Source organism: Pantoea coffeiphila, assembly GCF_016909495.1.
Lineage (GTDB): Bacteria > Pseudomonadota > Gammaproteobacteria > Enterobacterales > Enterobacteriaceae > Erwinia > Erwinia coffeiphila.
Genome location: NZ_JAFBFW010000002.1, coordinates 193,534 through 218,941, shown reverse-complemented (window position 1 = coordinate 218,941; position 25,408 = coordinate 193,534). Strand labels below are relative to the sequence as shown.

Genomic DNA, 25,408 nt, shown 5'->3' with positions numbered 1-25,408 from the left:
CTCTAGGTGGACTACCTTAGTTTTGAACCGGCAAGATAATGCCGAATTTCACGTATTAAGTAAAGAATTGCAGATGATTTGATCACCCACATCAACTCCTCTCATGCCATTTAAGCACGGAAAAGTTACGAATAAGTCGTATTGAATAGCGTCTGCGTGGGGGAACAGCGGGCTAAGAATCTGTTTAAATCTGCTTTATCGCACGATGAGAAACAGTTCTGACAGGTGCGTTGAGATTCCCAGCCTGGGATTCCGCATCACCATCTTGTACCGGTGAAAAGCGGACGACATACCAAACGCCGGGGATTATATCACTTTTATTCGTCGGGTGCTGGAAAACATCAGCGTTAGCGTCTAAAAAAGGCGCTTTGGCTGCCAGCAGTCGGATAAAAGTGCCTGTCTGGCGTAATTTTCTACGTGTTGCAAATAGCTGGCGCGGGATATTTCCCTGGCACCCAGCGAGGCGGTATGAGGATTAAGTATCTGGCAGTCAATTAATTGCCCACCCTGCTGCTGAAACCAGCGGCTGAATACCAGCAGGGCGGTTTTTGATGCATTCTCGCTGCGGCTGAACATCGATTCACCGCAAAAAATCTGCCCCAGCGCCAGGCCGTACATACCGCCGACCAGCTCGTCCCCGAACCAGACTTCAACCGAGTGTGCATAGCCCTGAGAATGTAATAATTGCCAGGCCTGCCTGACCTCCGGGGTAATCCAGGTGCCTTCATCACGTTCGGCTGCACAGCCTGCTACAATGTCGGAAAATCGCTGATTAAGCGTAACGGTGTAGGGGGATTTATGATGAAAACGCTTCATGCTGCGGCTGAGGTGAAATTCCTCCGGCGGCAGTACAGCACGGGGGTCAGGTGACCACCAGAGAATCGGATCGCCCGGGGAAAACCAGGGGAAAATACCGTGATGGTAGGCATTAAGCAGGCGGGCGGAGCTGAGATCGCCCCCCATAGCCAATAGTCCGTTAGGTTCCCGCAGCGCCATTTCTGGCGGCGGGAAGTTTAACGAATCGCGTGATAGCTGGATCAAACGCATCGTGATATCCGCAGGTTTTCTGAGCTAAAGACTATAGCGCAAAGCGTTGTAAAAATGTCCAGTAGCGGCCACGATCCGCCACTAATTTCTGATGATCGCCCTGTTCGATGATCCTGCCGCTATCCATCACGCAGATCCGATCAAAGTTTGCCAGGCCACGCAGGCGATGCGTTACCATGATCATGGTTTTACCCTTCGACACTTCACGTAGCAGTGACAGTATTTGCTGCTCGGTCTCCGCATCCAGCCCCTCGGTCGGTTCATCCAGGAGCAGCAGGTCACCGTTGTGCAGCAGCGCCCGGGCAAGGCCAAGACGCCGCAGCTCACCGCCTGACAGTTGGCGACCGCCCTCACCCAGCCATGCATTTAGCCCCTGTTCATTATCCAGGAGCTTATCCAGCCCGACCTGATGCAGAGCGGTGCTGAGTTCTTCATCGCTGGCATTCGGTGCAGCAAGCAGCAGGTTGTCGCGCAGCGTGCTGGTAAACAGGTGAACGCGCTGAGTCACCACGCTGGTGCGGCTCCGTAAGTCGGCCTCACTCCAGCTCTTGAGTGGGATACCATTCAGCATGATCTCACCCTGTTGCGGGTCCCATGCACGGGTTAACAGCTGCAGCAGCGTGGATTTTCCGCAGCCGGTTCGACCCAGCAGTGCGATGTGCTCACCGGATGCAATATCCAGAGAAACGCTGTCCAGCGCCAGCGGATCGCTACTGGCATAGCGGAAACTGACGTCACGTAGCGTTACCGCTGCGCCGCCAGCATTCTGCGGCGAAGTTGTCGTAAAGGTTACCGCCGGTTCTTGCTCGATGATTTGCGTTACCCGCTGCGCTGAGGCAATAACATGCCCCAGATGCTGGAAAGCGGTGCCCACTGGCCCCAGTGCTTCAAAAGCGGCCAGTGCACAGAATACAAACAGTGCAATATACGCGCCGGGATGAGGATCGCCGCCAATGCCTGCGGCACTCAGCCACAGCATCAGGGTGACGGCAATCCCTCCCATCAGCATCACCAGCGCCTGCGACAGCCCGGTCAGGCTGGCCTGGCGAAGCTGCACATTCAGCCACTGTTGTTCCGTACCGTCCAGCGCGTTGCGGAACTGAGCGGCGGCACCATACAGTCTCAGCTCGGCCTGCCCCTGTAACCATCGTGTGAGGCCGCTGCGATACTGCCCGCGTAAACGGGTGAGGTTTTGCCCTACGGGCAATCCGGCACGATAAAATACCGGGGGAAGCAGCAGCAGGGTTAACAGCATCAGTGCGGCGAGGGTCAGCGCCAGGCCGACGTCGAGCCAGCTCAGACCAACTGTGACCACGGCAACCACCACCAGCGCGCCGACCAGCGGCGAAATGACCCGCAGGTAAAGGTGGTCCAGAGTATCGACATCGGCGACCAGACGGTTAAGCAACTCACCCTGACGGAAGCGGGCAATACCGGCAGGGGAGAGCGGTAGCAGTTTGCTGAAGGTAAACACCCGAAGATGTTGCAGTACGCGGAAGGTGCCGTCGTGGCTGACCAGGCGCTCGACGTAACGCGCAACGGTACGGCTAATGGCAGCACCCCGCACGCCTGCCGCCGGCAGCATGTAGTTAAAGCTGTAGATACCCGCCACGCCCGCCAGCGAGGTGGCCGCAAGGAACCAGCCCGACAACGTCAGTAAGCCGATGCTGGCTAACAGCGTGACTGCGGCCAGCAGCATGCCAAACAACAGCCGCCAGATGTGGCGACGATAAAGCTTCAGAAAGGGCAGCAGAGTTTTCATTCCAACGATCCTCCTCGCTGTGCCAGTAGTTCAGCAAACGGTCCCGGGGTATCAGCCAGCGTTGCCCAGTCTCCCTGTTGCACAAGAGTACCGTTGCGCATCAGCCAGATTTCGTCCCACTGCGCCAGACGGTCCAGCTGGTGGGTGATCAGCAGGGTGCTCTGGTCATGAGAAGCCTGCAACAGCGCATGATTCACATGCTGCTCGCTTTGCGCATCCAGGCTGGCATCGGGTTCATCCAGCAGCATCAGGCGGCAGGGTTTCATCAGCGCACGCGCAACGGCAACGCGCTGCGCCTGCCCTACAGACAGGCGTGCGGCCTGATCGCCCGTCTCACTGTCCAGACCCGCAGGCAGCCGGGGGAGAAATTCATTAACACCGGCCAGCTCCAGAACCTGCTGCAGGCGCATTTCGTCCTGGCTGCCGTTAAGCTGAATATTTTCACGCAGCGTGTTTGCCGGGAGATGAGGGTTTTGCCCGACCCAGGCCAGCTGCGCCTGCCAGTGGTCCTGATCGATATCGCGTAGCTCCGTATCGTTCACTAACAGCGAACCCGTATACGGCAGATAACCGAGAAGGGCATTCATCAGCGAGGTTTTACCCGCTCCGCTTTGCCCCACGACCGCGATCCGCTGTCCCGGTTGCAATACGAAGTTCAGCGGGCCAGCCAGCACCGTGCCATCGGTGGTGGTCACGGTCATATCGCGCGCAATCAGGCTGAAGCCAGCGCTGAGATCTGGTTTCAGTTCCCCGCGCTTAATGGCTGCATCCTCGCTCTCTTCCAGGAAGGTTTGCAGTGCATCGGCACCGCCAACAGCCTGGGCTTTGGCATGATAGAAAGCGCCCAGATCGCGCAGCGGCTGGTAAAACTCCGGAGCCAGAATCAGCACCAGGAAGCCTGCAAACAGCGTGACCGGGCCGCTGTAGTGGCCGAAGTCGAACACGCCGAGGTAGGAGAAGCCGAAATAGACGGCGATCAGCGCGATAGAAATAGAAGCAAAGAATTCCAGCACTGCCGAGGAAAGAAAGGCCATGCGCAATACTTCCATCGTGCGCTGGCGGAACTGCTCGGAGGCATCTCGAATTGTTTCGGTTTCAGCTTTGGCGCGATTAAACAAACGCAGCGTTTCCAGCCCGCGCAGGCGATCGAGAAACTGACCGCTCAGGCGGCCGAGCGCGAGGAAATTACGGCGGTTTGCATCCGCCGCGCCCATCCCGACCATCGCCATAAACAACGGAATGAGAGGAGCCGTGGCCAGCAGGATAAGCGATGCTGCCCAGTTAACCGGGAACAGCAGGATGAGCACCATGCAGGGGATCACGCCGGCTAGCATCATCTGTGGCAGATAGCGCGCGTAGTAATCCTGCATCTCTTCAATCTGTTCCAGCAGCAGGGTGGCCCAGCTTCCGGCAGGCTTGCCTTGAATCCACGCCGGACCCAGCTCGGTCAGTCGGTCCAGTACGCGCTTGCGCAGTGCCAGACGGATCGCCTGTCCGGCTCTAAAACCCGCCTTTTCCCGCAGCCATGCCAGCAGGGCGCGTGCAGCGAAACAGGCCAGTAACAGGATAAAATCAACCCGCTGCGTTTCGCGAGGGAGGTGATCGATGATCAGCGCCTGCAGCAGCGAGGCAAGGAACCACGCCTGAGCCAGTATAAGCAGCGCGCTTAGCGTACCGAGCAGGGATGAGAGCCGCAGCCAGCGATGGCCGTGAACGCTCTGACTTTTCAGCCAGCGGGTGAGTTGTTGTTGTCGAGTTTTATTCATGTTTTGCCGAGTTGCCCTGACGTAAACGGTAGTGAGGCGGAAGCCCCCAGGAAGATCGGTGTCAAGCGCGGCAATGTTACAATGCGGAGGGTAAAAAGGCGACAATTGCTCGTCGCCTTAAGCAAGATAAGCTCAGAGTTTTAACAACTTACTGATTATTTTTAACCAAACCGTCCAGGTAACGCTCTGCATCAAGCGCAGCCATACAGCCGGTGCCCGCAGAAGTAATCGCCTGACGATAAATATGGTCCATCACGTCACCGGCAGCGAATACGCCGGGAATGCTGGTTTGCGTGGCGTTACCGTGGATACCGGACTGTACTTTGATATAGCCGTTTTCCAGCTCAAGCTGACCGTTGAAAATGCCGGTGTTCGGGCTGTGGCCGATAGCAACGAACAGGCCAGCCACTTCCAGGGTTTCGGTTTGCGTTTCATCATGAGTTGAACGCAGGTGCAGGGAGCTGACGCCCATCTGATCGCCAAGCACTTCATCCAGCGTGCGGTCGGTGTGCAGCACGATGTTGCCGTTCTTCACTTTTTCCATCAGCCGGTCAATCAGGATCTTTTCCGCGCGGAAGCTGTCGCGACGGTGGATCAGATGTACCTCAGCGGCGATGTTTGCCAGGTAAAGCGCTTCTTCAACGGCGGTATTACCGCCACCGATAACGGCGACTTTCTGATTGCGATAGAAAAAGCCGTCGCAGGTTGCGCAGGCAGAAACGCCACGGCCCTTAAACTCATCTTCAGAAGGCAGGCCCAGATAACGCGCGGAGGCACCGGTAGCGATAATCAATGCGTCAGCGGTGTATTCGCCTTCATCACCGGTAAGACGGAACGGACGATTCTGCAGATCAACGCTGTGGATATGGTCGAAAATGATCTCGGTGTTAAATTTCACCGCATGTTCGTGCATGCGTTCCATCAGCAGCGGGCCGGTCAGCTCGTTAGCATCTCCCGGCCAGTTTTCAACGTCGGTCGTGGTAGTGAGCTGACCGCCTTTTTCCAGACCGGTAATCAGCACCGGATTCAGGTTGGCCCTGGCCGCATAAACGGCGGCAGTGTAACCAGCCGGACCCGAACCAAGAATCAGTAACTTACTGTGTTTAGCCGTACCCATGAGATCCTCATTAATTAACTGACGAGCATGATTGCGGATTGTAGGGAATTTAGCGGGGCAAAAAAAGCATTCTGCGATTTTGTTAACGATTAATGAAAAAGGCTAAACCAATCATCCTTATCTTAAGAGGGAAATCTGGGTAAAAATTCAGCAGTTGTTATCTTATCATGGCGCAAAGGGAAAAAAATTGTCATTGAAAAACAGAGAGCCAGCCTCTTATCTGGAATGTTGTACTGGTTTTGATTGTTTTACTTTGACAATCGGCTGCTGTTTTGCGAAAACATTATTGGAAGCGGAGAATATTTAAGAGAGCGCAGCGGCGTTTTTGCCTGTTTTGTGTTCATCGTCAAATAAACTCAGTCTGTCATTTGGAATGACGCATGGTGTGGACAGACAACATGCGTCATGCAGATGAGGCGTGCAATATCGCAGCAGGCTCTATGTCTTCACTTAGAACGACTCTGTAAACGACTCAGCGTGCAGGGTAGGCAGGTAAAGGGAAGGATTTAAGAGAGACAATAATAATGGTAGACAATAAAAAACGACCGGGTAAAGACCTTGACAGAATCGACCGCAACATCCTGAATGAATTACAGAAGGATGGGCGTATTTCTAACGTTGAACTATCCAAACGCGTGGGACTATCCCCAACGCCGTGTCTGGAGCGTGTCCGTCGCCTGGAACGCCAGGGCTTCATTCTTGGCTATACCGCGCAGCTGAATCCACACTATCTTGACGCTTCTCTGCTGGTTTTCGTTGAGATTACTCTGAATCGTGGCGCGCCAGACGTGTTTGAACAATTTAACGCCGCCGTGCAAAAACTTGAGGAAACTCAAGAGTGTCACCTCGTTTCCGGTGATTTCGACTATCTGTTGAAAACGCGCGTACCTGACATGTCCGCCTACCGTAAATTACTCGGCGAAACGCTGCTGCGCCTGCCGGGAGTGAACGATACGCGTACCTATGTAGTCATGGAAGAAGTGAAACAAAGTAACCGTTTAGTGATTAAGACCCGGTAACACAGGACAGGTGCAAAACCTGGTAGGTTTCGATACACTCCTGTGAATTCATACAGGTTCAGCGTCGGGTTAACCCCGACGCTGTTGCCTTCATAGTTTACAGGCACCTGGAGAGTACTCTTGAGCCAGGAATATACAGAAGATAAAGAAGTTTCGTTACAACCGCTAAGCAGTGGACGCCGTCTACTGGAAGCGTTATTGATTATTGTTGCTCTTTTCGCCATTTATCTGATGGTCGCACTGGTGAGCTTCAATGCCTCCGATCCGAGCTGGTCGCAAACCGCCTGGCACGAGCCTATCCATAACCTCGGTGGTGGAGTGGGTGCGTGGCTTGCCGATACGCTGTTTTTCATCTTTGGCGTGATGGCGTATGCAATTCCTCCCGTTATTTTAGGCCTGTGCTGGATCACCTTCCGTCAGCGTAGCTCCCAGGAATACATCGACTATTTTGCCGTTGCTTTACGGCTTATCGGCGTACTTGCGCTGGTGGTGACCTCCTGTGGCCTGGCTGCGTTAAATGCTGATGATATGGGTTACTTCGCCTCCGGTGGCGTGATTGGCAGTCTGTTAAGCAATGCCATGGCTCCGTGGGTGAACGGCCCTGCCGGGACTTTAATCCTGCTTTGCGTTTGGGCGGCAGGCCTGACGCTATATACTGGCTGGTCCTGGTTGACCATCGCTGAGAAAATTGGCGCGGTGGTGATGGGCGTGTTGACGTTTGCCAGTAATCGCTCCCGTGCGGATGAAAAGTGGCAGGAAGACGATGATGACGAGGAAGAGGATGCACCGGCCATCTCTTCACGTGCGACGCGTAAAGACGAAAGTGATGACGTTCTGCTGACAAAACACGCTTTGCCGGATGTTGAAGACGACGAACACGATCCGCTGTTGGCTAAACCGCTGAAGGCCGTATCCGACGAATCCGCAGTACCTGTGGTTTCGGTGGCGGAAGTGGCTTCCGCAGGTCAGGCTGCGGCAGTCAGCGCTGTTGCATCGACGAACGCCTTTGCTGCAGAAGCGACGAATACTGATGCTTTGCAGCATACCCCTTCGGCGCATCATGAACCTGTTATCGCGCAGCCGCAGGCATCTGCTCTGTCGCAGCCGACTACGCCGTCAGCACAGCCCGTTACACAACAGGCCGCTGCTCCGGTCTATCGCTTCGAAGTTCCACAGGAAGTGCAGACCCCGCCGCCGGTTGCACCCTCTTATCAGGATGAAGATGATGGCCCACAAATGGGGAACTGGCGTGAAGCTTCTTCCTCACCGTTTGAATTTTCACCGCAGTCGACCTCACATGCTGCTGCGACGATAGCGACAGCGGCCGGTGCCGCCGCTGCCGTTGTGCAGGCCTCTGATAACGCGATGCCGTTTATGCCTGGCTTCAGCGCGACCAGCGATGATGACGATAATCCGCAGGTGAAGCAGGGGATTGGTCCTGAACTGCCACGACCGAAACCGGTTAAGCTCCCGACGCGGCGCGAACTGGCTTCCTATGGCATTAAGCTGCCTTCGCAGCGGATGGCCGAAGAAAAAGCCAGAGAAGAAGAACTGCGTCAGCAGCAGGAACAGCAGCAGGCCGCAACCCGTTATGCTGTGCCAGAACTGAGTGATGAACAGGATAACGAAGCCGAAGAGGCAAGTCTGCGTGCAGCGTTCCTGGCTCAGCAGCAGCAGCGCTACGGTGAAGAGCTCTCCCCTGAGGAAGAGGATCTGGTGCAGCAGGCTGCGCTGGCCAGCCAGTTTGCGGCGCAGCAACAGCAGCGTTATGCAGCTGAGAGTGCACCGACTGCGCCAGCACAGTCTGCATCAATACCTGCAGCTCCAACGTTCACTCTGGATACCTCTTCCGCATTCGATTTCTCACCAATGGACGATCTGGTGGATGATGGTCCTGTCGAGCCTCTGTTTATGCCATCGGCAGTCACAGAACCAGAGCACGTTGCGCCTCAGTGGCAACAGCCACCGGTAAGTACATATCAACAACCGCAGTCTCCAGTCAGCGCTCAGCAGCCTCAGGCTTTGGTTACTGCGCCACAGCAACAGTGGCGTGAAGAGCCTGCGTCCCAGTGGCAGAAAGCGGAGCCTGAATCGCAGCGGCAGCCGGAGCCAGATAGCTGGCAGCCAGCACGGGAGCAAGCGGCCGATCCTGCACCCGCTTCAGCCTGGCGACCGGTGCCCGCCGCGCAGGCCGTTCAGCCGCCGGCGAGCGTTGAGCCTGTCGCAGCCGAACCGGATATGGACAGCCTGATCCATCCATTCCTGGTACGTCACGAGCAGCCAACGTATAAACCGACGACGCCACTGCCTAGCCTCGATCTGTTGACCTCTCCGCCAACGGAAACCGAGCCGGTCGATCATTTTGCGCTTGAGCAGACCTCACGTCTGATTGAGGCACGACTGGCAGATTATCGCGTTAAAGCTGAAGTCGTGGGTAACTCGCCAGGGCCGGTAATCACGCGCTTTGAGCTGGATCTGGCGCCTGGCGTGAAAGCGGCGCGAATTTCTAACCTTTCCCGCGATCTGGCCCGTTCCCTTTCTGCCGTCGCCGTGCGCGTGGTGGAAGTGATCCCGGGGCGGCCCTACGTTGGCCTGGAGTTGCCTAACCAGAAACGCCAGACGGTTTATCTGCGAGAAGTGCTGAACTGCCCGGCGTTCCTGGATAACCCTTCGCCGCTGTCTATCGTTCTCGGTAAGGATATTTCCGGCGAGCCGGTGGTGGCCGATCTGGGTAAAATGCCTCACCTGCTGGTTGCCGGTACGACCGGTTCCGGTAAGTCTGTGGGCGTTAACGCGATGATCCTCAGCATCCTGTATAAAGCGACGCCGAAAGAAGTGCGCTTTATCATGATCGACCCGAAAATGCTTGAGCTGTCGGTCTACGAAGGTATCCCGCATCTGCTAACTGATGTGGTTACGGATATGAAAGATGCGGCAAATGCCCTGCGCTGGTGTGTGGTTGAGATGGAACGTCGTTACAAGCTGATGTCGGCGCTGGGCGTGCGTAACATTGCTGGCTACAACGAAAAAGTCGATTTGGCAGAAGAGATGGGGCGCCCGATTCCCGATCCGTTCTGGAAGCCAACCGACAGTATGGATATGACGCCACCGGTGCTGGAGAAAGAGCCTTACATCGTGGTGATGGTCGATGAATTTGCCGACCTGATTATGACCGTAGGTAAAAAGGTGGAGGAGCTGATCGCTCGCCTGGCGCAGAAAGCCCGTGCCGCCGGTATTCACCTGGTGCTGGCGACTCAGCGTCCTTCGGTAGATGTGATCACCGGTCTGATCAAGGCGAATATTCCAACCCGTATCGCCTTTACCGTCTCAAGTAAAATTGACTCACGCACGATCCTCGATCAGGGCGGCGCGGAGTCGTTGCTGGGCATGGGCGATATGCTTTATCTGGCTCCGAACTCATCGATTCCTGTTCGCGTTCACGGTGCTTTTGTTCGCGATCAGGAAGTCCACGCGGTGGTGAAAGACTGGAAAGCGCGCGAGCGGCCAAAATATAAAGAAGGTATTCTCAGCGGCGGCGATGATGGTGAATCCGCAGGTGGCGGCATGGAAGGGGATGAAGAACTCGACCAGCTGTTTGACCAGGCCGTTGCCTTCGTGGTGGATAAACGCCGTGCTTCCATTTCCGGGGTGCAGCGTCAGTTCCGTATCGGCTACAACCGCGCCGCGCGTATCATCGAACAGATGGAAGCACAGGGCATCGTGTCATCGCCAGGTCACAACGGGAACCGTGAAGTACTGGCACCGCCACCGCATGAAATGTGATGGTTGTTTAGTTAATCAATGCTTTATTTTAAGCGTGATATCAAAGCGTTATTAAGGATGCCGTAATGAAAAAATTTGTAATCTCATGCTGTCTGCTGGCGGCCTTTACTTCGGCCAGCGTGCTGGCAGATGCCTCCAGCGAGCTGAAGCAGCGCCTGGATAAGGTAAAAAGCTTCCACGCCACGTTCAGTCAGAAAGTGACTGACGGCAGCGGCGCATCCGTTCAGGACGGCGAGGGGGAAATGTGGGTGCAACGGCCAAATCTGTTTAACTGGCATATGACGGCCCCCGATGAGAGCACCCTGATTTCCGATGGTAAAACGCTGTGGTTCTACAATCCTTTTGTTGAACAGGTTAGCGCCAGCTGGCTGAAAGACGCCACTGGCAACACACCGTTTATGCTGATCGCCCGTAATCAGGCCAGCGACTGGAAGCAGTATAATATCGCGCAGAAAGGAGATAACTTCTCACTGACGCCGAAATCTATTGACGGCAATCTGAAGCAGTTTGATATCAACGTATCAACCAACGGTACGATCAACCAGTTCAGTGCAGTAGAACAGGATGGCCAGCGCAGCAGCTATGCGCTGAAAAGTCAGCAGAACGGGGCTATTTCCGCCGATAAGTTCACGTTCACGCCACCAAAAGGCGTAACCCTGGACGATCAGCGTCAGTGAGGTTCGCGTGAGTAACCTGTCTCTCGACTTTTCCCGTAACGAATTTCAGCCTCTGGCCGCGCGCATGCGGCCACGCAATCTGAATGAATATATTGGTCAGCAGCATTTGCTGGCAGTGGGTAAACCACTGCCGCGGGCGATTGAAGCCGGTCATCTTCATTCGATGATTTTATGGGGACCGCCGGGGACAGGAAAAACCACGCTGGCTGAGATTATCGGCCACTACGGCCAGGCGGACGTTGAACGTATTTCCGCCGTGACATCCGGCGTGAAAGAGATACGTGAAGCTATCGAACGCGCCAGACAGAGCCGCAATGCGGGTCGCCGTACCATCCTCTTTGTCGATGAGGTGCATCGCTTCAATAAAAGCCAGCAGGATGCCTTCCTGCCGCATATTGAGGACGGCACCATTACTTTTATCGGTGCGACAACTGAGAACCCCTCGTTTGAACTCAATTCCGCGCTGCTTTCACGTGCCCGTGTCTATCTGCTGAAATCGTTAACCAGCGATGATATCGCCGCCGTGCTCGATCAGGCGATGCATGATGCTGAACGTGGCTTCGGCAAAGACAACGTCATTTTGCCGGATAATACCCGCAGTATGATTGCCGAACTGGTAAACGGTGATGCGCGCCGGGCGCTGAATACGCTGGAAATGATGGCGGATATAGCGGAAGTGAATGCGGACGGCAAGCGCGAACTGACGCCGCAGTTGCTTAACGAAGTTTCAGGGGAACGCAGCGCCCGCTTCGATAACAAGGGCGACCGCTTTTACGATCTGATCTCTGCCTTGCATAAGTCCGTACGCGGTTCCGCACCGGATGCGGCGCTGTACTGGTATGCGAGAATTATTACCGCGGGGGGCGATCCGCTGTATGTTGCCCGCCGCCTGTTGGCTATCGCTTCTGAGGACGTCGGTAATGCCGATCCTCGCGGTATGCAGGTGGCTATTGCCGCCTGGGACTGCTTTACCCGCGTTGGTCCGGCTGAGGGTGAACGTGCGATTGCTCAGGCGATTGTCTACCTGGCCTGCGCACCGAAAAGCAACGCCGTTTACACCGCGTTCAAAGCGGCCATGCGCGATGCGCGTGAGAATCCGGATTACGACGTGCCTGAACATTTGCGCAATGCACCAACGAAGCTGATGAAGGAAATGGGGCTGGGAGCAGAGTACCGCTACGCTCACGATGAACCGAACGCCTACGCGGCCGGTGAGGACTATTTCCCCCCACAGATGGCACAGACGCGCTACTATCAGCCAACATCTCGCGGGCTTGAGGGCAAAATCGGTGAAAAGCTCACCTGGCTTGCCGCTCAGGATCAAAATAGCCCGACAAAACGCTACCGCTGACCGGGGCGTTGCGGTAAGGTTACCTGCGAATTCAACGCATTCACTATGGTGAATGCGCCTTTTCTTTAATTCCATCACAACAAGCACAGGACAAGCATGCTCGATCCCAATCTGCTGCGTAATGAGCCAGACGCAGTCGCTGAAAAACTGGCACGCCGGGGTTATAAACTGGACGTTGACACGCTGCGCGCTCATGAAGAGCGTCGTAAAGTGTTGCAGGTAGAAACTGAAAATCTGCAGGCAGAGCGTAACTCGCGATCCAAATCCATCGGGCAGGCTAAAGCGCGTGGGGAAGACATCGAACCGTTGCGTCAGGAAGTGAATGCCCTGGGCGAACGCCTGGATGCGGCTAAAGCAGAGCTGGACGCACTGCAAAACGATATTCGTGACTTCTCACTGGCTATTCCTAATCTGCCTGATGATGTGGTTCCGCTGGGTAAAGACGACACTGAAAACCTGGAAATCAGCCGCTGGGGTGAACCGCGTAAGTTTGATTTTGCGGTGCGCGACCACGTTGAGCTGGGTGAAATGGCCGCAGGCCTGGATTTTGCCGCGGCGGTTAAGCTGACCGGTTCTCGCTTTATCGTGATGAAGGGCCAGATTGCCCTGATGCACCGCGCGCTGAGCCAGTTTATGCTCGACCTGCACACTGAGCAGCACGGCTATCAGGAAACCTACGTCCCTTATCTGGTGAATCACGCCAGCCTGTACGGTACCGGCCAGCTGCCTAAGTTTGGCGAAGATCTGTTCCATACCCGTCCGCTGGAAGAAGAAGCGTCCAGCAGCAACTATGCGCTGATCCCAACTTCAGAAGTCCCGCTGACCAACCTGGTTCGCGATGAGATTCTGGAAGAAGAGTCGCTGCCGCTGAAAATGACCGCGCATACGCCATGCTTCCGCTCCGAAGCCGGAGCCTATGGGCGTGATACCCGTGGCCTGATTCGTATGCACCAGTTCGATAAAGTCGAAATGGTACATATTACTCGTCCTGAAGATTCCATGGATGCGCTGGAAGAACTGGTCGGCCACGCGGAGAAAGTGCTGCAGTTGCTTAATCTGCCGTACCGTAAGGTACTGCTGTGCACCGGTGATATGGGCTTTGGTTCAACCAAGACTTACGATCTGGAAGTCTGGCTGCCGGCGCAGGACACTTACCGTGAAATCTCTTCCTGTTCTAACATGGGTGATTTCCAGGCGCGTCGTATGCAGGCACGTTGCCGTACCAAAACAGAGAAAAAACCGCGTCTGGTCCACACTCTGAACGGTTCCGGTCTGGCAGTGGGGCGTACTCTGGTTGCGGTGCTGGAAAACTACCAGCAGGCTGACGGTCGTATTGAAGTGCCGGAAGTGCTGCGTCCCTATATGAAAGGCCTTGAATACATCGGCTAATACCGATCGCTATTCATGCTGAAAAGGCCGCCTGTGACATTACGTCTCAGGCGGTTTTTTTTCATTGTTATCAAGCAAAATTTGTTATGGATATTTTCGTTCTCTGCAGCTTAATTTGATGCAAATTCAATGAGATATTTTTAGCTGCTGTGCCGGTTTGAATACTGCTAACTCCTTGTAGATAAAAAAATTAAATCATTTAGCAGCAAATCGTGCTGCGACTATTTTTTGGTGCTTTTACAAACCTTCGCGCGGTGGCATGATGCGCACAAAATCCTTCCTTATTCTGGTTTCTCACTACTATGTCCATCTGGTCGCGTCCTGTAATAGTGCTGCTTTGCGGTCTGCTGTTGCTGACGATTTCTATTGCTGCGCTGAATACTCTGGTTCCGCTGTGGCTGACACACGACGCGTTACCGACCTGGCAGATTGGTGTTGTCAGTTCCTCCTACTATTGCGGTAACCTGTTGGGTACGCTGATTGCAGGCTGGCTGATTAAGCGCCTGGGCTTTAACCGCAGCTACTATCTGGCTTCGCTGGTCTTTGCCCTTGCTACCGTTGCGCTGGGTCTGCAAAGCGGTTTCTGGATGTGGACCTTCTGGCGGTTTGTGGCTGGCGTTGGCTGTGCGCTGATTTGGGTGATTGTGGAGAGTGCGCTGCTGTGTAACGGCACTTTACGCAATCGTGGCCGACTGCTGGCGGCCTACATGATCGTTTATTATGTTGCGACCGTTGCCGGACAGCTGATGGTCAGCCGTGTATCCACCGAGCTGATGCAGGTACTGCCATGGGTAAGCGGTCTGATTCTGGCGGCCATTCTGCCGCTGGTATTTACCCGAATTACCGCTTCTGCCTCAGAAGAGGGTGACGAAGGGGCTTCTGGTCGTCTGTGGCCGATGCTGCGCCGTCGCAATGCTCGCTTAGGTATCAACGGCTGTATTATTTCCGGTATTGTGCTGGGCTCATTGTATGGTCTGATGCCGCTGTATCTGTCGCATCAGGGAATGAGTGATTCCAGCGTGGGCTACTGGATGGCACTGCTGGTCAGTGCCGGTATTATCGGACAGTGGCCAATCGGTCGCCTGGCAGATCGCTATGGGCGTCTGCTGGTACTGAGAGTGCAGGTTTTTGGCGTGATCCTCGGTGCGCTGGCCATGTTGGGTAATGCGGCGATGGGCCCGGCGCTATTTGTTCTTGGCTGTGCGGGTTTTACCCTGTATCCGGTCGCGATGTCCTGGGCATGCGAAAAGGTCGCTCATCATGAGCTGGTCGCGATGAACCAGGCGCTACTGCTCAGCTATACCGTTGGCAGCCTTGCCGGTCCGACCATGACTTCAATGCTGATGCAGAATTATTCAGACCGTCTGCTGTTTGTGATGATTGCCGTGGTTGCGTTGATTTATCTCGCCATGCTGCTGCGTAAAGCGGATCATCATATCAATCCGGTGGCACATGCCTGAGAAGAACGGGTGTAGTGAGCTGAATCTTTAGCGACCGTTTTCATCGTTGGATGTGCTCAGGCGTTATTGAAGATGTGTGTAGTGGTGAATGGTTTACGGTAAAAGGGCGATCCTGTGGATCGCCCTTTTATTTTTGCTCAGTACATCACGTAGTGGCCGTAGCCTTCAAGGATATGTTTAATCCGCTCCATGGTTTCCGCTTTGGGGGGATGTACACCGTCAAGCTTGTATTCCTCACCCATCGCAACCCATTTGTGCTTGCCCAATTCGTGATAGGGCAGCATTTCAATTTTCTCTACGTTGCCCATATCGCGGGTAAACTCCCCGAGGCGGTGGGCGGAATCATCATCATCCGTATAGCCGGGCACCACCACATAACGTATCCAGGTGCGAATTTTTCGCTTAGCCAGATAGCGGGCAAAATCCAGCGTACGGTGGTTTGAAACGCCAACCAGCACCTGATGGATATCATCATTAATCTGCTTCAAATCGAGCATCACCAGGTCTGTAACATCCAGAAGTTCATCAATGACCGGGTCGTAGCGCCGCACGAAACCATTGGTGTCGAGGCAGGTATTAATCCCTTCTTCCTTACAGGCGCGGAACCAGTCGCGAACGAATTCAGCCTGCAGGATAGCCTCGCCGCCGGAAGCGGTAACGCCGCCGCCGGATGCATTCATAAAGTGACGATAGGACACTACGTCCTTCATCAGTTCCTCGACCGTAATTTCTTTACCGCCGTGAGTATCCCAGGTATCCCGGTTATGGCAGTAGAGGCAGCGCATCAGGCAGCCCTGGAAGAAGGTGATAAAACGAATGCCGGGACCATCAACGGTTCCGCAAGATTCAAATGAGTGAATACGTCCGATTACTGACATTGCGATGAATTCTCCACGTTGACGCAGTCTTAAGCTGCGTTAAGTCTGTTTTGACAGTGCCCTGCAAGATGAATAACAGGCCACTGGCGAAACCGACTTCTCACGGCGGCCCCCCCGAAGAGGGCCACAGGGTATTACATGGTCTGCGTGAAGGTACGGGTAATCACGTCCTGCTGCTGTTCTTTGGTCAGCGAGTTAAAGCGAACGGCATAACCGGAAACACGGATGGTCAACTGCGGATATTTTTCCGGATCTTCCATCGCTTCCAGCAGCATCTCACGGTTCATCACGTTGACGTTAAGGTGCTGACCACCTTCGATGCTGGCTTCGTGGTGGAAGTATCCATCCATCAGGCCCGCAAGGTTGGTTTTACGCACGTCATCGTTTTTACCCAGCGCGTTTGGCACGATAGAGAAGGTATAGGAAATACCATCCTTAGCGTAGGCAAACGGCAGCTTGGCAACGGAGGTCAGAGAAGCTACTGCACCTTTCTGGTCGCGACCGTGCATTGGGTTAGCACCCGGTCCGAATGGTGCACCGGCGCGACGTCCGTCCGGGGTATTACCGGTTTTCTTACCATATACCACGTTTGAGGTAATGGTCAGTACGGACTGAGTCGGTACGGCGTTACGGTAGGTGTGCAGTTTCTGAATTTTCTTCATGAAACGCTCAACCAGGTCGCAGGCAATATCATCAACGCGGGAGTCATTGTTACCGAACTGCGGATATTCACCTTCAATTTTAAAGTCTACCGCCAGGCCATCTTCATCACGAATGGTGGACACTTTGGCATACTTAATTGCTGAAAGTGAGTCAGCGGCAACCGACAGACCTGCGATACCGCATGCCATGGTGCGATAAACGTCACGATCGTGCAGCGCCATCAGTGAGGCTTCATAGCTGTATTTGTCATGCATATAGTGGATGACATTCAGCGCGGTGACATACTGTTTTGCCAGCCAGTCCATAAAGTGATCCATACGCGCCATCACTTTTTCGTAATCCAGCACCTCATCCATCATTGGTGCTTCTTTCGGACCTACCTGCATTTTCAGTTTTTCATCCACGCCGCCGTTAATTGCGTACAGCATGGTTTTCGCCAGGTTGGCACGGGCGCCGAAGAACTGCATCTGTTTGCCAACGATCATTGGACTAACGCAGCAGGCGATAGCGTAGTCATCGTTGTTAAAGTCAGGGCGCATCAGATCGTCATTCTCATATTGCAGAGAAGATGTGTCGATAGAGACTTTCGCCGCGAATTTTTTAAAGTTCAGAGGCAGTTTTTCAGACCACAGAATGGTCATGTTAGGCTCAGGTGACGGGCCCATGGTGTAGAGCGTATTCAAGAAGCGGAAGGTGTTTTTGGTCACCAGGGTACGGCCATCAACACCCATACCGGCCAGTGATTCCGTTGCCCAGATTGGGTCACCGGAGAACAGCTCATCGTATTCAGGGGTACGCAGGAAGCGTACCATACGCAGTTTCATCACCAGATGGTCAATCAGTTCCTGCGCTTCTTCTTCGGTAATTTTGCCGGCTTTGAGATCGCGGCTGATGTAGATGTCGAGGAAGGTCGACACGCGACCGAAGGACATTGCTGCGCCGTTCTGCGATTTCACCGCAGCAAGGTAACCAAAGTAGGTCCACTGTACGGCTTCCTGAGCGGTCGTTGCCGGGCCAGAGATATCAAAGCCGTGTTTCGCCGCCATCTCTTTAATCTGCTGCAGCGCGCGGTGCTGGTCAGCAATCTCTTCACGCAGGCGGATAGTGGCTTCCAGGTTAACGCCATTTTCCATATCGCTCTGCAGAGAGGCGAACTGGGCAAACTTGTCTTTCATCAGATAATCAATACCGTACAGCGCAACGCGACGGTAGTCACCGATGATACGTCCGCGGCCATAGGCATCCGGCAGGCCGGTCAGCACGCCTGACTTACGGCAGCGCAGAATATCCGGGGTGTACACATCAAACACGCCCTGGTTGTGGGTTTTACGATACTCGGTAAAGATTTTTTTCAGTGATGGATCGAGTTCACGGCCATATACCTTACAAGAGCCTTCCACCATTTTGATGCCGCCGAATGGGATCAGCGCACGTTTTAATGGGGCTTCGGTTTGTAGACCAACAATCTTTTCCAGGTCTTTTTCGATGTAGCCAGCATCATGAGAGGTAATGGTCGCCGCAAGGTCGGTATCAAAATCAACCGGCGCATGGGTTTTGTTTTCCAGCTTGATGCCTTCCATGACCTTATCCCACAGGGTGGTGGTCGCCTGAGTGGCACCGGCCAGGAATGACTCGTCGCCTTCATACGGAGTGTAGTTTTTCTGGATGAAGTCGCGAACGTTAACGCTGTTCTGCCATTCACCTTCTGCAAAACTGTCCCAGGCTTTTGCCATGTCTTTATTTAGCTCGGTCATGTGATACCTACCTTTATAACGTGAAGTTCGTTGTACGTTGCCGTCAGACGGTGATCGGCCTGCGGCTGTATAAGATTCTGTTACAGAGACTCAGTGGTGATCGCCGTCGCGCAGATAGATCACCCAGTACGTTAACCCTACCAGCAGTCCGCCACCGATAATGTTGCCGAGGGTAACGGGGATCAGGTTGTCAGTAACAAAGTTGCTGACGGTAAGGTGTGAAAACTGTTGGGCTGTTGCCCCGGTTGCCTGCCAGAACTCCGGCGAAGCGAAATCTTTGATGACAATAGCCATGGGGATAAGAAACATATTGGCGATGCTGTGTTCGAAGCCGCTGGCCACAAACATGGCAACCGGCAGAACCATGGCAAACATCTTATCCATCAGGCTGCGGCCGGAATAACTCATCCACACCGCCATACACACCATCAGGTTAGCCAAAATGCCCAGGCATACTGCTTCTATAAAGGTGTGGTGCATTTTATGGTCAGCGGTCTGCAGGACGTTCAGTCCCCATGCGCCGTCTGCGGTCATGTATTGACCCGCGAACCAGATCAGGGCGACGAAGAAAACGGCACCGATAAAATTGCCAACGTAAACGTTAATCCAGTTGCGTGCCAGTTGAGCCCAGGTGATTCTGCCGCTGGCTTTAGCCACTACGATGAGAACGGTAGAGGTGAAAAGGTCGGCACCGCAAACAACAACTAACATCAAGCCCAGTGAAAAGCAGATACCTCCAACCAGTTTTGCCAGCCCCCAGGGAATGGTGCCGGTGCCGGTAGTTGCCGTGATGTAAAAAGCGAAGGCGATAGAGATAAATACGCCCGCGTTAATTGCCAGAAAGAAGGTGGTGAACGGTTTTTTTGTCGCTTTGTAGACGCCAGCGTCTTCAGCAACTTTGGCCATTTCAGCAGGTAATAATAGATCAAAGAGGTTGCCAGCTTTCACACTAACGTTCTCCAAAAATTAGTCAGCAAGGAAAGTCTAACAAACGAGTATAGAAGGGAAATTGACATGGATCATAGTGGCCTGGTAATTCAGCCATTCCGATCGGAATTAGAGGGTTTGTTTTGTTGTATGTTGATGATAAATATGAAATAAAACTTTTTTAATATTTAAAAAAATAATTTAAATATTATTTTTAGACACCATGGAAAGGTAAAAAAATGGCGGTGATTAATTCTAATTTGTGAAAATAAAAAGGTAACAGCTATTAACTGTTACCTTTTTTTAACTTATCGCCTGCGGTACATTTTCAGAAAGAAATTACCCGCATCTGGCGCCATTAGGTGAGGTTGCGGAGTTATTTCCAGTAACGGCGTTTTGCCGCCTGTAATTTCTCATAAGCCGCCAGCAGCGACTGATGTGCAGGGAATGCCAGCAGATCGCTATCTACATTTTGCAAACCGTAGAATGGCGCTTCACCGCTAATCGCTGCAGAAGCGTTATCGACCGCTTCCTGGCCGTACATACGCACGAATGCTGTATGGTACTGCAGCGGATCGCGTTCATCTTCCTGGCTCAGCAGCAGCAGAGTCTGCAGGCAACGGTAGTAGTTTGCACGCGCCGGGCTGAAGATAGACTGGTTGAATTCCATCGTCCATTCGGTCCAGATCAGCGCCTGATCGAGGTCACCACCAGCCAGGGCCAGCATGGCCTTCAGTTCACCGATACGCAGTGTGTACCAGCCGTTATCTTTACCGGTCGCCAGACCCAGCAGCTCACGTACGCGGGTAAAGTCGTCGTGTCCGTCTTCATCCAGCTGTTCCAGCAGCGCCAGGTAGTCTTCTTTTTCCCAGCTGCTATCAGGCAGATTGAGCAGGGTATCGCGCAGGTATGCACCCATGCTGTTATTGGCCAGCAACAGGTCTTCTGCCGGATAAATGTCTGACATGCCCGGTACGATGATTCGGCAGGCATAAACATCCAGATGCTGATAATCGGCAATATAAACTTCCTGGCCTTCCGCATCGAAGATTGCCATCAGAGTGGCGAATTCTTCTTCCGTTGTCCCCTTGAAGCTCCAGTCAGCGAACGGATAGTCGGCATCGTCTTTAAACAGATCCCAGGAGATCAGACCGCTGGAATCGATAAAGTGGGTTTCCAGGTTTGCGTGTTCGGCAACTTCTTCATCATCAAAGGTCGGTGGCGTAAAGACATCAAGGTCCTTAAGGCCGCGGCCCTGCAGCAGTTCGGTAACGGTACGTTCCAGCGCTACGCCAAAATCAGGATGCGCGCCGAATGAGGCGAAGCAGGTGCCATTTTCCGGGTTAAACAGCACCACGCAGATCACCGGGTATTTTCCGCCCAGAGAAGCGTCGTAGGAGAAGATAGGGAAACCTTCGGCTTCAAGACGATCGATGGCTTCAACCACGCCAGGATAGCGGTTCAGCACATCCTGTGGAATCGCCGGCAGGCTGATGGACTCAGCGATAATACGATTCTTAATATAGCGCTCAAAGACTTCAGACAAACCCTGTACGCGGGCTTCGTTAGCGGTGTTGCCCGCTGACATACCGTTGGATACATACAGGTTGCCGATGATATTCATCGGAATATAGACCGTCTGCTGGTCTGACTGGCGCGTAAACGGCAGACCAACAATACCGCGATCGGCATTACCGGACTGAAGGTCGATAAGATCGCTGGCGCTCAGCTCATTTTCCGGATCGTAAAACTTACGCAGGCGCGCGTCGAGAATACCTTCCGGCAGCTGGTCATCTTCAGGCAGCGGGAACCACTTTTCGTTTGGATAATGAACGAAATCGCCGTTGGCAATCTGCTTACCCAGCCAGAAATCGGCAAAGAAATAGTTGGTAGAAAGGCGTTCAAAGTATTCACCCAGTGCGGAAGCCAGCGCTGCCTTCTTGCTGGCGCCTTTACCGTTGGTGAAGCACAGTGGGCAGTCGCGATCGCGAATATGCACTGACCAGACATTGGGAACCGGATTCAGCCAGGACGCTTCTTCAATATTGAAGCCCAGATCCTGTAGTTTTTGCTGAAAGCGCGCGATGGAATCTTCCAACGCGGCGTCTTTGCCTGGAATATAAGTTTGAGTCATTTTGCCCACTCGTTATTGATTGTGCGGAAAGCGCGCAATGATACGGGTTTTCCGCTGGAATCGCCATCCGGCAACCTAAAATTCATCTGCTGAAGAATGCCATATTCCGCCGAAACAGTAACAGAGGTGTTTACAATGGTGGAAAACGCCTCACAAAATATCGTTTGCTGTTTCATTTACCCTACAAGCTGTTGCGGCTGTGGCCTGAAAACTGGTCGGTTGACCGGATAAATCATTGCAGCATTGGGGAGGCAATGATAAAACCGATAAAGGAATCAAAACCGATTGATCTGAAAGTGGTGAGGGGAAATGAGTCAGGTTTTCAATTTTAGCTCTGGCCCGGCAATGCTGCCGGTAGAAGTGCTCCGTCGTGCTGAGCAGGAACTCTGCAACTGGCAGGGGTTAGGCACCTCCGTAATGGAGATCAGCCACCGCAGTAAGGAATTTATTCAGGTGGCGGAAGAGGCAGAAAAAGATTTTCGCGATCTGCTGAAAATCCCCTCCAACTACAAAGTTTTATTCTGCCATGGTGGCGCGCGTGCGCAGTTTGCAGCGGTTCCGATGAACCTGCTGGGTAGCCATACGACCGCAGACTATGTTGACGGTGGCTACTGGGCGGCTAGCGCGGTAAAAGAAGCGCAGAAGTACTGCACGCCGAATGTGATCGACGCGAAAACTACAGTTGATGGCCTGCGTGGCATCACCCCGATGAGCAGTTGGGCGCTGTCCGATGACGCCGCCTATGTTCACTACTGCCCGAATGAAACTATTGATGGTATTGCCATCAGTGAAACGCCTGATTTTGGCGACAAGCTGGTTGTAGCCGATCTCTCTTCAACCATTTTGTCTTCGCCGATTGATGTTAGCCGCTACGGCGTACTGTATGCCGGCGCTCAGAAAAACATCGGCCCGGCTGGTTTGACGCTGGTTGTTGTGCGTGAAGACCTGTTAGGCAAGGCCCGCAAAGAGCTGCCTTCTATTCTTGACTATAAGGTGCTGGCCGATAACGACTCGATGTTCAACACGCCACCGACCTTTGCCTGGTATCTTTCTGGCCTGGTATTTAAGTGGCTGAAAGAGCAGGGCGGTGTGGCTGAGATGGACAAGCGTAACCAGCTCAAAGCCGATCTGCTTTACGGCACTATTGATAACAGCAGCTTCTATCGTAATGATGTCGCTGTAGCAAACCGCTCGCGTATGAACGTGCCTTTCCAGCTGGCCGATGCGTCACTGGATAAGTTGTTCCTGGAAGAGTCCTTCGCACACGGCCTGCATGCGCTGAAAGGCCATCGCGTGGTCGGCGGCATGCGTGCTTCAATTTATAACGCGATGCCACTGGAAGGCATTAAGACGCTGACTGATTTCATGATCGACTTCGAGCGTCGCCACGGTTAAGGATTTTGCCGAAACTGCAGTAAGTTTTTAATCTGAAACCCCGCCTTGCTGCGGGGTTTCATTGTAATTTTTTTGGAGAGTACGTTTCACATGCAGGATTCCCTGACGTTACAACCTATCGCCCTGGTCAACGGTACCGTTAACCTTCCTGGTTCCAAGAGCGTATCGAACCGTGCGCTTCTGCTGGCTGCGCTGGCTAATGGCACCACCCGTTTGACTAACCTGCTGGACAGCGATGACGTTCGCCACATGCTCAACGCTTTGCAGCTGCTTGGCGTTCACTACACGCTGTCTGCTGACCGTACGGTGTGTGAAGTGGTGGGTCAGGGGGGAGCGCTAAAGGCTGACGGTGCGCTGGAGCTGTTCCTCGGCAATGCCGGTACGGCGATGCGTCCGCTGGCAGCAGCCCTGTGCCTCGGCAGCAACGATATTGTGCTGACCGGTGAGCCGCGCATGAAAGAGCGTCCGATTGGCCATCTGGTTGATGCACTGCGACAGGGTGGTGCGGTCATTGAATACCTTGAACAGGAAGACTACCCGCCGCTTCGTCTTAAGGGCGGTTTTAGCGGCGGTGATGTATCCGTTGATGGCAGCGTCTCCAGCCAGTTCCTGACGGCACTGCTGATGACAGCTCCACTGGCGGCAAACGATACGCATATCGTCATCAAAGGCGAACTGGTATCGAAACCGTACATTGATATCACGCTCAATCTGATGGCAACCTTTGGCATTGAGGTTGAGAACGACAGCTATCGCGCGTTCCACATCCGTGGGCAGCAGCAGTATCAGGCACCGGGTGATTATCTGGTTGAGGGCGATGCTTCTTCGGCTTCCTATTTCCTCGCGGCGGCGGCCATCAAGGGCGGCACCGTTAAAGTCACCGGCATCGGTCGTAAGAGCATGCAGGGCGATATTCGTTTCGCCGACGTGCTGGAAAAAATGGGTGCAAGTATTGAGTGGGGCGATGACTTTATTGCCTGTACGCGTGGCGAACTGAATGCTATCGATCTGGATATGAACCACATTCCCGATGCGGCTATGACCATCGCGACGGCCGCGCTGTTCGCCAAAGGCATCACGGTAATGCGCAACATTTACAACTGGCGTGTTAAAGAAACCGATCGCCTGGCGGCAATGGCCACCGAACTGCGTAAAGTTGGCGCTGAAGTTGAAGAGGGGCACGATTACATCCGCATCACGCCACCTGCAGCGATCCAGTATGCCGAGATTGGTACCTATAACGATCACCGCATGGCGATGTGTTTCTCGCTGGTCGCACTCTCCAGCACCCCGGTCACCATTCTTGACCCAAAATGCACTGCGAAAACATTCCCGGACTACTTTGAACAGCTTGCTCGTATCAGCCAGCTGGTATAACAAACTCTTCCGCCGCACTGAGGTGCGGCGGAAGCTGCGTTTATCTCATTCTATTCTGCTGCATTACCCGCCTGTTGTTTGAACCCGCCTAAAATTTTGTAGCTGACTATGTTTAAGGGGTAACTATCCCGGTTTTTGCAGCGTATAATGCGCGACGATATTTGTCCGGGCACTGATAGCCGCAGACATTCCACCGACAGGAGAACGACATGACGGCAATAGCCCCAGTGATCACCATTGATGGCCCAAGTGGTGCGGGTAAAGGCACATTATGTAAAGCGATGGCCGAAGCATTGCAGTGGCACCTGTTGGATTCTGGCGCAATTTATCGCGTGCTGGCGCTGGCAGCACTGCATCATCAGGTTGATATCACTTCTGAAGAAGCGCTGGTCCCACTGGCTGCTCATCTTGACGTGCGTTTTGTGTCCAGTGAAGGCGAGATGGAAGTCATCCTTGAAGGTGAGGATGTTTCCGCAGAGATCCGTACTCAGGATGTCAGCAACACCGCGTCAAAAGTTGCCGCATTTCCACGCGTGCGTGAAGCCCTGCTGCGCCGTCAGCGCGGTTTTCGTGAACTTCCGGGCCTGATCGCCGATGGGCGCGATATGGGTACCGTTGTATTCCCGGATGCGCCAGTTAAAATTTTCCTTGATGCCAGTTCGGAAGAACGTGCGCATCGCCGTATGCTACAGTTGCAGGAAAAGGGCTTTAGTGTTAACTTTGACCGCCTTTTATCCGAGATAAAAGAACGCGATGAGCGCGATCGTAACCGGTCGATTGCACCTTTGGTGCCTGCGGATGATGCCTTAGTGCTTGATTCGACAACAATGTCTATTGAGCAGGTCATAGAAGTTGCGCTAAAATATGCGCGCGAAAAGCTTGCCATTGCGTAATAGGTAATTCCGACGA

General features: G+C 53.7%; 18 protein-coding genes. 9 read left to right on the top strand and 9 right to left on the bottom strand.

The annotated features are described in order from the left end of the window. Positions 1-354: 354 nt before the first annotated feature. The 4 genes from aat to trxB form a co-directional block, all read right to left on the bottom strand. Positions 355-1,047, bottom strand: a complete 693-nt coding sequence (gene aat / locus JOE09_RS06735; RefSeq protein ID WP_205065254.1) for a leucyl/phenylalanyl-tRNA--protein transferase — start codon at positions 1,045-1,047, stop codon at positions 355-357. Positions 1,048-1,078: 31 nt separating this feature from the next. Further along, a complete protein-coding gene (gene cydC, locus JOE09_RS06730; RefSeq protein ID WP_205065253.1) occupies positions 1,079-2,809 on the bottom strand; it encodes a heme ABC transporter ATP-binding protein/permease CydC in 1,731 nt (576 codons plus the stop codon). Beyond that, positions 2,806-4,575: a heme ABC transporter permease/ATP-binding protein CydD gene (cydD, locus tag JOE09_RS06725; RefSeq protein ID WP_205065252.1), complete on the bottom strand. Its 1,770-nt coding sequence runs from the start codon at positions 4,573-4,575 to the stop codon at positions 2,806-2,808. Before cydD ends, cydC begins: the two co-directional genes overlap by 4 nt. A 148-nt stretch (positions 4,576-4,723) precedes the next feature. Continuing rightward, positions 4,724-5,692 carry a thioredoxin-disulfide reductase gene (gene trxB / locus JOE09_RS06720; protein WP_205065251.1) on the bottom strand — a complete coding sequence of 323 codons (969 nt, stop codon included), beginning with the start codon at positions 5,690-5,692 and terminating at the stop codon, positions 4,724-4,726. Positions 5,693-6,216: 524 nt separating this feature from the next. Here trxB and lrp point away from each other — a divergent pair. The 6 genes from lrp (at position 6,217) to JOE09_RS06690 (ending at position 15,371) form a co-directional block, all read left to right on the top strand. Then, positions 6,217-6,711 carry a leucine-responsive transcriptional regulator Lrp gene (gene lrp / locus JOE09_RS06715; protein ID WP_006118610.1) on the top strand — a complete coding sequence of 165 codons (495 nt, stop codon included), beginning with the start codon at positions 6,217-6,219 and terminating at the stop codon, positions 6,709-6,711. A 120-nt stretch (positions 6,712-6,831) separates the two neighbouring features. After that, complete coding sequence (locus tag JOE09_RS06710) at positions 6,832-10,494, top strand: DNA translocase FtsK 4TM domain-containing protein (RefSeq protein WP_205065250.1); 3,663 nt, start codon at positions 6,832-6,834, stop codon at positions 10,492-10,494. Between the two features lie 65 nt (positions 10,495-10,559). Then, positions 10,560-11,171: an outer membrane lipoprotein periplasmic chaperone LolA gene (gene lolA, locus JOE09_RS06705; RefSeq protein WP_105593456.1), complete on the top strand. Its 612-nt coding sequence runs from the start codon at positions 10,560-10,562 to the stop codon at positions 11,169-11,171. 7 nt (positions 11,172-11,178) lie between these two features. Beyond that, the gene (locus JOE09_RS06700) at positions 11,179-12,522 is read left to right on the top strand and encodes an AAA family ATPase (RefSeq protein ID WP_205065249.1); all 1,344 of its coding nucleotides are present in this window, start codon (positions 11,179-11,181) and stop codon (positions 12,520-12,522) included. A gap of 96 nt (positions 12,523-12,618) precedes the next feature. Then, complete coding sequence (gene serS / locus JOE09_RS06695; protein ID WP_205065248.1) at positions 12,619-13,911, top strand: serine--tRNA ligase; 1,293 nt, start codon at positions 12,619-12,621, stop codon at positions 13,909-13,911. A 302-nt stretch (positions 13,912-14,213) separates the two neighbouring features. Further along, on the top strand, positions 14,214-15,371 hold the full coding sequence (locus JOE09_RS06690) for an MFS transporter (RefSeq protein WP_205065247.1): 1,158 nt from the start codon (positions 14,214-14,216) through the stop codon (positions 15,369-15,371). Between the two features lie 137 nt (positions 15,372-15,508). Here JOE09_RS06690 and pflA read toward each other — a convergent pair whose 3' ends face one another. The 5 genes from pflA to JOE09_RS06665 all read right to left on the bottom strand — a co-directional run bounded on the left by pflA (position 15,509) and on the right by JOE09_RS06665 (position 21,903). Further along, positions 15,509-16,249, bottom strand: coding sequence for a pyruvate formate lyase 1-activating protein (pflA, locus tag JOE09_RS06685; RefSeq protein ID WP_205065246.1), 741 nt, complete (start codon positions 16,247-16,249; stop codon positions 15,509-15,511). Positions 16,250-16,383: 134 nt separating this feature from the next. Further along, a complete protein-coding gene (gene pflB, locus JOE09_RS06680) occupies positions 16,384-18,666 on the bottom strand; it encodes a formate C-acetyltransferase (protein ID WP_205065245.1) in 2,283 nt (760 codons plus the stop codon). Between the two features lie 90 nt (positions 18,667-18,756). Next, positions 18,757-19,614, bottom strand: a complete 858-nt coding sequence (focA, locus tag JOE09_RS06675) for a formate transporter FocA (protein ID WP_205065244.1) — start codon at positions 19,612-19,614, stop codon at positions 18,757-18,759. Between the two features lie 355 nt (positions 19,615-19,969). Next, positions 19,970-21,727 (bottom strand): 30S ribosomal protein S12 methylthiotransferase accessory factor YcaO, encoded by a 1,758-nt coding sequence (ycaO, locus tag JOE09_RS06670; protein WP_205065243.1) that lies wholly within the window; start codon positions 21,725-21,727, stop codon positions 19,970-19,972. Beyond that, complete coding sequence (locus JOE09_RS06665; protein ID WP_205065242.1) at positions 21,724-21,903, bottom strand: hypothetical protein; 180 nt, start codon at positions 21,901-21,903, stop codon at positions 21,724-21,726. Before JOE09_RS06665 ends, ycaO begins: the two co-directional genes overlap by 4 nt. Positions 21,904-22,036: 133 nt before the next feature. Between JOE09_RS06665 and serC the strand changes: the two genes are divergently transcribed. The 3 genes from serC (at position 22,037) to cmk (ending at position 25,392) form a co-directional block, all read left to right on the top strand. Beyond that, complete coding sequence (gene serC, locus JOE09_RS06660) at positions 22,037-23,122, top strand: 3-phosphoserine/phosphohydroxythreonine transaminase (RefSeq protein ID WP_200545775.1); 1,086 nt, start codon at positions 22,037-22,039, stop codon at positions 23,120-23,122. A gap of 90 nt (positions 23,123-23,212) precedes the next feature. Next, a complete protein-coding gene (gene aroA, locus JOE09_RS06655) occupies positions 23,213-24,499 on the top strand; it encodes a 3-phosphoshikimate 1-carboxyvinyltransferase (RefSeq protein ID WP_205065241.1) in 1,287 nt (428 codons plus the stop codon). Positions 24,500-24,708: 209 nt separating this feature from the next. After that, positions 24,709-25,392 (top strand): (d)CMP kinase, encoded by a 684-nt coding sequence (gene cmk / locus JOE09_RS06650; RefSeq protein WP_105593446.1) that lies wholly within the window; start codon positions 24,709-24,711, stop codon positions 25,390-25,392. Positions 25,393-25,408: the final 16 nt, after the last annotated feature.

Coding starts and splice junctions, on each gene's coding strand:
- pflB (WP_205065245.1), bottom strand. CDS start 18,666: ATGACCGAGCTAAATAAAGACATGGCAAAAGCCTGGGACAGTTTTGCA.
- ycaO (WP_205065243.1), bottom strand. CDS start 21,727: ATGACTCAAACTTATATTCCAGGCAAAGACGCCGCGTTGGAAGATTCC.
- trxB (WP_205065251.1), bottom strand. CDS start 5,692: ATGGGTACGGCTAAACACAGTAAGTTACTGATTCTTGGTTCGGGTCCG.
- cmk (WP_105593446.1), top strand. CDS start 24,709: ATGACGGCAATAGCCCCAGTGATCACCATTGATGGCCCAAGTGGTGCG.
- JOE09_RS06665 (WP_205065242.1), bottom strand. CDS start 21,903: ATGAAACAGCAAACGATATTTTGTGAGGCGTTTTCCACCATTGTAAAC.
- lolA (WP_105593456.1), top strand. CDS start 10,560: ATGAAAAAATTTGTAATCTCATGCTGTCTGCTGGCGGCCTTTACTTCG.
- serS (WP_205065248.1), top strand. CDS start 12,619: ATGCTCGATCCCAATCTGCTGCGTAATGAGCCAGACGCAGTCGCTGAA.
- pflA (WP_205065246.1), bottom strand. CDS start 16,249: ATGTCAGTAATCGGACGTATTCACTCATTTGAATCTTGCGGAACCGTT.
- cydC (WP_205065253.1), bottom strand. CDS start 2,809: ATGAAAACTCTGCTGCCCTTTCTGAAGCTTTATCGTCGCCACATCTGG.
- serC (WP_200545775.1), top strand. CDS start 22,037: ATGAGTCAGGTTTTCAATTTTAGCTCTGGCCCGGCAATGCTGCCGGTA.
- JOE09_RS06690 (WP_205065247.1), top strand. CDS start 14,214: ATGTCCATCTGGTCGCGTCCTGTAATAGTGCTGCTTTGCGGTCTGCTG.
- cydD (WP_205065252.1), bottom strand. CDS start 4,575: ATGAATAAAACTCGACAACAACAACTCACCCGCTGGCTGAAAAGTCAG.
- aroA (WP_205065241.1), top strand. CDS start 23,213: ATGCAGGATTCCCTGACGTTACAACCTATCGCCCTGGTCAACGGTACC.
- aat (WP_205065254.1), bottom strand. CDS start 1,047: ATGCGTTTGATCCAGCTATCACGCGATTCGTTAAACTTCCCGCCGCCA.
- lrp (WP_006118610.1), top strand. CDS start 6,217: ATGGTAGACAATAAAAAACGACCGGGTAAAGACCTTGACAGAATCGAC.